9 protein-coding genes are annotated in these 6,199 nt (G+C 40.1%); 5 read left to right on the forward strand and 4 right to left on the reverse strand.

Features of this window, described 5'->3' with window-relative positions:
• The first annotated feature begins 205 nt into the window (after positions 1 to 205).
• A complete protein-coding gene (locus tag L1D46_RS19330; protein WP_130052810.1) occupies positions 206 to 1,714 on the forward strand; it encodes a DUF3360 family protein in 1,509 nt (502 codons plus the stop codon).
• A 46-nt stretch (positions 1,715 to 1,760) separates the two neighbouring features.
• On the opposite strand, the gene L1D46_RS19335 is transcribed toward L1D46_RS19330, so the two are convergent.
• Positions 1,761 to 2,285, reverse strand: coding sequence for a hypothetical protein (locus tag L1D46_RS19335; RefSeq protein WP_130052809.1), 525 nt, complete (start codon positions 2,283 to 2,285; stop codon positions 1,761 to 1,763).
• Positions 2,286 to 2,338: 53 nt separating this feature from the next.
• Here L1D46_RS19335 and L1D46_RS19340 point away from each other — a divergent pair, with 53 nt between their 5' ends.
• On the forward strand, positions 2,339 to 2,698 hold the full coding sequence (locus L1D46_RS19340) for a DUF1294 domain-containing protein (RefSeq protein ID WP_130052808.1): 360 nt from the start codon (positions 2,339 to 2,341) through the stop codon (positions 2,696 to 2,698).
• Between the two features lie 18 nt (positions 2,699 to 2,716).
• Here the strand turns inward: L1D46_RS19340 and soxR are convergent, their stop codons facing one another.
• Positions 2,717 to 3,172 (reverse strand): redox-sensitive transcriptional activator SoxR, encoded by a 456-nt coding sequence (soxR, locus tag L1D46_RS19345; protein ID WP_167657461.1) that lies wholly within the window; start codon positions 3,170 to 3,172, stop codon positions 2,717 to 2,719.
• Positions 3,173 to 3,248: 76 nt separating this feature from the next.
• Between soxR and L1D46_RS19350 the strand changes: the two genes are divergently transcribed.
• From L1D46_RS19350 to L1D46_RS19360, 3 genes are read left to right on the forward strand one after another with little or no spacing between them, the layout of a single operon-like run.
• The gene (locus L1D46_RS19350; RefSeq protein ID WP_130052807.1) at positions 3,249 to 3,713 is read left to right on the forward strand and encodes an NAD(P)H-dependent oxidoreductase; all 465 of its coding nucleotides are present in this window, start codon (positions 3,249 to 3,251) and stop codon (positions 3,711 to 3,713) included.
• A 47-nt stretch (positions 3,714 to 3,760) separates the two neighbouring features.
• Positions 3,761 to 4,285 carry a DsrE family protein gene (locus tag L1D46_RS19355; protein WP_130052806.1) on the forward strand — a complete coding sequence of 175 codons (525 nt, stop codon included), beginning with the start codon at positions 3,761 to 3,763 and terminating at the stop codon, positions 4,283 to 4,285.
• The gene (locus L1D46_RS19360) at positions 4,285 to 4,884 is read left to right on the forward strand and encodes an SGNH/GDSL hydrolase family protein (RefSeq protein ID WP_130052805.1); all 600 of its coding nucleotides are present in this window, start codon (positions 4,285 to 4,287) and stop codon (positions 4,882 to 4,884) included. The genes L1D46_RS19355 and L1D46_RS19360 overlap by 1 nt, the downstream gene beginning before the upstream one ends.
• Here the strand turns inward: L1D46_RS19360 and L1D46_RS19365 are convergent.
• Positions 4,881 to 5,549: a response regulator transcription factor gene (locus L1D46_RS19365; RefSeq protein ID WP_130052804.1), complete on the reverse strand. Its 669-nt coding sequence runs from the start codon at positions 5,547 to 5,549 to the stop codon at positions 4,881 to 4,883. The genes L1D46_RS19360 and L1D46_RS19365 overlap by 4 nt on opposite strands.
• Positions 5,542 to 6,199 (reverse strand): sensor histidine kinase (locus tag L1D46_RS19370; protein WP_239978064.1); only part of this gene is annotated, 658 nt, incomplete at its 5' end. The genes L1D46_RS19370 and L1D46_RS19365, both read right to left, overlap by 8 nt.

Here is a 6,199-nt window from a genome sequence, read left to right on the forward strand (position 1 = left end):
TTACTCTTCATTGGCCTTTTTATTTTTAAAAACATTAAATATCAAAGTGTTAAAGTGTTTTTTGAGAGCCACTTTTTATTAAAAACCCCATTTTTATAAATTCATACCCTACCTTTTGCCTAATCGTGTTTTGCAGTTGGCTGCTTTACCCTAACTGCATAATAAAAACTCACACAATTTTTCAAGATAGGTAGTAGGAGAACTCATGAATACGAGGCAGCAATCAGCGTCTGCTGAACAAGGATCGGATGCTCATACCGACCAGCAAAGCTATCAAGCTCTTCATAAACCCAGCAGTGAATTTTCGAGTCGTGACGAATACCTTGAACACGAATTACAAATTATGCAGCCCAAGCGCTGGCGTCCTAACTTACCATTTCGTGATTATCGGTTTGAATTAGAAGACTCTATCCCAGCCATGGCAGGCACCATAGGCAAGGTGGTAATGGTGGGTGCTATTGCTGCAACATTTGCAGCGCCTCTGGGCCTAGGTGAAGGTTTTATTTTAGAAAACGTGCGTTATGAGCTGTTAATTGTATCGATCTTCATTTTACTATTTTCGGGCTTCTTTTTACCAACAGCAAACTTAGCGGGTACGCATGGACCGCTTATTCCTTTGATCCCGATTGTTGTTGCAGCGGGTGGTCACCCAATGGCCTTTGGTTTACTGATAGGGGCGTTTGGTCTGTTACTCGCGCTTAGTAAAGGGGGGAGTTTACTGGCGGGATTAACTAGCCGAGGAGTGTGTGGCGGTTTATTGCTCTACCTTGGTTTTATTGGCACGATTTCGCAGGTTAAAAAGCTATTTGCATGGGCTGAAAGTATTGATATGACCCATATTGCTTTCATTGTGATCTTGTCGACTATCGTGTTGTATGCCTTACTTGAGCACTACAAAAAACGTTGGTTAGCTGTGCCATTAAGTTGCTTACTTGGCGGGTTAATCGCATTTTTACTGGGAGCACCGTTTGAGTTTAAAACAGCACCGGGCTTACCAAATATGAACCCGATGTATTGGTGGGGTGAAAATACTGGTTGGATGTTGGGTTTGCCTACACTTGAGAGCTTTGTGGTGGTATTACCATTTGCGGTGCTTGCGGTTGCGATGTGGTCACCTGACTTTTTAGGGCATCAAGTATTCCAAAAAATTAGTTACCCTGAGCGCACTGAAAAAGTACAAATGAACATTGACGATACTATGTTTAGCGCTTCAATCCGCCAGACTTTTGGTTCATTGTTAGGTGGCTCTAACTTTACCTCTTCATGGGGAACCTACATTGTACCTGCAGCCATTGCTAAGCGCCCAATTCCTGCAGGGGCGGTGTTAACTGCATTATTTTGTATCATTGCCAGTATTTGGGGCTACCCAATGGATTTAGCAATTTGGCAACCCGTATTATGTGTAGCCTTGATTGTTGGTGTGTTTATCCCACTTCTTGAAGCTGGCATGGAAATGACCCGCGAAGGTAAAACCACGCAATCGGCCGCTATTGTGGTATTTTCATCGACTTTAGTGAATCCTGCATTTGGTTGGTCATTAACTATGTTGCTAGACAATCTGGGCTTAATTGGTTGTAAAGAGCGAAGCTCTGAATTATCCCCAATGAGTCGTTGGATCATTCCATTAATAATGTTTATTATTTTAACAAGCGTGATGGCAATGGTAGGTATGCTGCCAGGTATCCCTGCGTTAATGGCAGACTTTAGGCATTAATATAGATTAGGGTAAGGTGATAAACACCTTACCCTTTTTAAAGCTCTTATTTAAACTTAACTGTTTTTTCGCTGCGGGTGTAAGTACGGGTATCGGGTTTTGTCCATTGACCCTTTTTAAGGTAAGAGGTCGATACCACAAAGCTATTGTTTTTAAACTCGCTTGTCGATTTCACCTTGGTGATCCCTTCTTTGCTGCCTGTCACATTTTCATAAGCAACAAACTGAGTTGGGCTAAGTACATTCATTGTGCCTTGGGTATAAAAACCTGCCGTAGTGAAGTAATAAAACACCAAAGACTGCTTCTTATTGTCCCAAAAAATCATCGACTCACCACCATATTCACCTTCATTGATAGAGTGAATGGTTTTAATGGCGGTGCCATTGAGCGCGCGTTGCCACATACTCACATCCTGTACCGCAGGTTTACCAGCTGCGACATTAAAGTCAGACTGCCACGTGCCTAAATAAGGCTCAAACACTTTTAGCTTGTCATCAAGTTGTTGCTCTGCTGCCATAACAGAAAGCGAACATAGGCAGATTGATAGTAAAAGTGATTTGAGGTATGCCATAATAACGCCCCGATATAATTTAATTTATTTTGCAAAGTATAGGTGATAATTCTTTGATTAAGAAAACATTAGTTACATTTTCATTGTTGCTTTTAGCGTTATTATGGCTGATATCGTGGCAACTTAATATTACCTACTTTATTGCAGGCACTTACAGCGTAGCGAGCTTAATAAGCTTTTTGGTATATGGCTGGGATAAACGGTTAGCGATGCAACATGGCGAGCATGTGATAAGAGTGCCTGAGCGTACACTGCATATTTTAGGGTTAATCGGCGGCTGGCCAGGTTCATTAATTGCGCAGCAATGGCTAAGACACAAATCTAAAAAACGCAGTTTTATTGCTGTACTTTGGTTAACAGTTATTGTTAATTGCAGTGCACTGTCGTCACTGTATTACTTGCAACTGATATAAAGTATCAGCAGAAGTGTATTAGTCTCTTTCTAATAGCACTGCGCCATTTTGCTCTTCACCTAAATAATCGTCTTTATTGTAAATAGGGCATTTGGCCATTGATAAGCAGCCGCAGCCAATGCAACCGTTAACGCGCTCGCGCAATCGCTGCATGTATTGAATGCGTTCATCTAATTGGGTTTGCCAGCGCTTCGAAAGTTCTGCCCAATCTTGTTTAGTGGGTGTGCGCTGCTCAGGTAGAGTGCTTAAAGTTTGTTTAATGTCTTCAAGGGTTATGCCCATGGTTTGCGCGGCTTTTATTACGGCAATTCGGCGTAATACATCGGGTTTATAGCGGCGCTGATTACCGTTATTTCGCCAGCTGCGAATAAGTCCTTTCGACTCATAAAAATGCAAGGTTGAAACTTTTACGCCACTGCGTTTTGCCACAAAGCCAACCGATAGGTTTGCATCAATAAGTTTCTTATCTGACATAATTTGCTCCAAGGTGTTGACCTAAAGTTAGCTTGAGGTTTTACGCTGCGCACATCATAAAAAAGGAGTGATAGTCATGCAACAAAAACCAATAACAAATACGGTAATTATTTATTCAAGTGCGCGAAAGCAAGGTAATACGAGTTTACAAGTTAATGATTATAAAACGCAATATGGTGGTGATGTGGTATGTCTAGATGACTATGTTATCTCGCCTTATTGCTACGATAAGCAATATAAAAATGATGATTTTTATGCGGTATTTGAAGCGCTGTTGAATTATCAACATTGGGTAGTTGCATCTCCGGTGTATTGGTATAACACCACACCGCAGTTTAAAGCATTTTTAGACCGGATCACTGATTACATGGATGATGAAACACTCAGGCCTAAACTGAGAACACTTCGTGAAAAGCAGTTTTCATTGCTCTCAAACGCAGGATCTTCACACGCACCTAACGCGTTTATCGAGATGTTTAAAAACACCTTTAATTACTTAGGCATGACCTTTAAAGCGCATCAACATATTGATGCTAGTTAAACGCGTTTAAACAAGGTAGGCTAGAGTAAAAAACAACAGGAACTTTTATGAAATCAACACTGTTAGGTTTATCTTTAGCCTTATTATCTTCGTTTAGTCATGCAGAGCAAGCTGAGCCTGCTATTAAAGGTTTTGGTTTTTATTATGATGTGCCAAACCATGCGCCAATCTCTGATCAAACGGTTTTCAAAGTGGCATTTGATGTAGCTGATGCAGCAGAAAAAGGGGGGCAGAATAACAAAATGAACTCATTAGCACGATTCATTAATATGCACATAGCTCATGGTGTGAAACCTGAGAACATTCAACTTGCTTTAGTTGTGCATGGCGGCGCAAGTGTTGATGTACTAGAAAACAGTTTTTATAAAAAGCGCTTTGACAGCGACAATAAAAATCAGCAATTGATCTCACAATTGTTAGCACAGAACACTGTTGTGTATTTGTGCGGGCAGTCTGCAACGCACATGAAGGTAAAGCAACAGCAGCTTATACCGGGTGTACAAATGGCTTTGTCGGCAATGACCGCACACGCACAATTGCAACAACAAGGTTACACACTGAATCCATTCTAATGAATATCTTATGTTTTGGTGATTCAAACACCTATGGTATTTCGCCCGTTGATGGTAAACGCTTGGCTGCTTATGAGCGCTGGCCAAGTTTGCTTGGTATTAAATTAGGTGCTGGCTATGAAGTGATTGAAGCCGGACAGCCAAACCGTACGCTGGTGAACGACCCGCCTTTTAGTGGCGATAAACTGGGTATTAAATACCTCGAACCCTACCTCGCGGCTTATCATTTAGATGTGATTATTATTCAGCTTGGCACTAATGATTTAAAGCGCCGTTTTGCACTGTCGCCTGCTGATATTGCCAATGCCCTCGAAACACTCATTTTAGATATAAAAAACTACTATCTGCACCGCGAATTGCCCAAAATAATGATACTAAGCCCGCCTGCGGTGTATGAAGTTGGCGCGTATCAATCTATTTATGCAGGAGCAGAGCTAAAAGCAAAACTCTTAGTGGAAGAATTTAGAAATGTTGCTGACAGTAACAACTGCTGTTTTGTTAATTGCTTTGAACTTATAACGACATGTCCTTCGGAAGGAATTCATTTGCCAATCTCACAGCATGAGGTTCTTGTAGAACACCTGATAAGTATTCTCTAAAGTAAAACTTTGCAGTGCTCTTTAAAAGATTTGCCAATTTTTATCTTATCACCATTATCTAGCTCTACATGCTCGTTTGTAATAGCTATGACTCTGTTGTTATTCACTATGTATGATTTATGGATTTGAGTGAATGAACCTATTAACTGCTCTAAAAGCTGTTTTAGAGTTGTTGTTGCGAGGATCGTTTGGTCGTCTTGGTGTACTTTTACATAATTACCATATGCCTCAATATATTTAATTGTATCTAAGCTAAGCTTGCGTTTTTCGCGATCTATTTTTAAGGTGATTGATTTGCTTTTAGGAGCCAGGTAAATGCGCTCGCGCACTTTATTTATTGCTTGCTGAACACGTTTTGCAGATACAGGCTTGAGTAAATAATCAGTAACATTAAGTTCAAAGCCCGTGATTGCATATTCTTCATAAGCACTCACAATGATAATTTGAGGTGGATTAGCGAGTGCTTGAATGAGCTCTAATCCTGACAATTCTGGCATGTTTATATCTAAAAACACGACATCTATAGTTGATTTTGCTAATTCGTACAAAGCATCTTTAGCGCTGAAATGCTGAGAAACTACTTTGATATCTGAGTACGACTCTAAATGATGAAGAATTACTTGATGAGCAAGTGGTTCATCATCAACAATAATTGCCTTAATCACTTGAAAGCTCCAAAGAGAGGTTGGTTTGCCAAAGTCCATTGTGATTGTGCACCAATAAAGTATGTTTTTCGGGATAAAGCAGCTCTAAACGGCGCTTTAAATTTTTTAGTCCCATACCTGAATCATCGTTATCGCTTTTGCGAGGAATACTATTTTCGCAATATAAAGTTAAAACGTTGTCGTTTAATGTTAGTTTTATCGTTACTTCAGCGTTTTCTTGTGCGTGTTCAACACCGTACTTTATGGTGTTTTCAATTAAAATGATCAGAAGCAGTGGTGCTATAGAAAGAGATTGAGTAGTTTCAGGCCATGCTAGGTTGAATCTACAGTTATTTGCATGCCTTATCTTGTGCAGTTCAAGAAAGTTTTTAATGTAACTTAGCTCTTTTTCGAGTGGAACGAATAGTTTTTGCCCTTCATAGACGGTATATCTCAGTAAGTCAGCCAACTGTAATACCAAATCAGGTGTCTTTTCTGATTTTGTTAATGCAAGTGCATATAAGTTATTTAAAGTATTAAATAAAAAGTGCGGATTAATTTGCTGCTGCAGTAGCTTTAGTTCTGTTTTTATTTGCTGTTTGGCGACTTCTTCTAATTTATGGTGGTGCTGTTGGCGTTCAAACGCCAAGATAATGGGTGTAGAGATACTT

The sequence above is a fragment of the Pseudoalteromonas sp. Isolate3 genome (assembly GCF_022398505.1).
Classification (GTDB): domain Bacteria; phylum Pseudomonadota; class Gammaproteobacteria; order Enterobacterales; family Alteromonadaceae; genus Pseudoalteromonas; species Pseudoalteromonas apostichopi.

Excerpts from the sequence above, each read along its gene's own strand:
- L1D46_RS19330 (WP_130052810.1), top strand. The coding sequence starts at position 206 with ATGAATACGAGGCAGCAATCAGCGTCTGCTGAACAAGGATCGGATGCT.
- L1D46_RS19335 (WP_130052809.1), bottom strand. The coding sequence starts at position 2,285 with ATGGCATACCTCAAATCACTTTTACTATCAATCTGCCTATGTTCGCTT.
- soxR (WP_167657461.1), bottom strand. The coding sequence starts at position 3,172 with ATGTCAGATAAGAAACTTATTGATGCAAACCTATCGGTTGGCTTTGTG.
- L1D46_RS19350 (WP_130052807.1), top strand. The coding sequence starts at position 3,249 with ATGCAACAAAAACCAATAACAAATACGGTAATTATTTATTCAAGTGCG.
- L1D46_RS19355 (WP_130052806.1), top strand. The coding sequence starts at position 3,761 with ATGAAATCAACACTGTTAGGTTTATCTTTAGCCTTATTATCTTCGTTT.
- L1D46_RS19360 (WP_130052805.1), top strand. The coding sequence starts at position 4,285 with ATGAATATCTTATGTTTTGGTGATTCAAACACCTATGGTATTTCGCCC.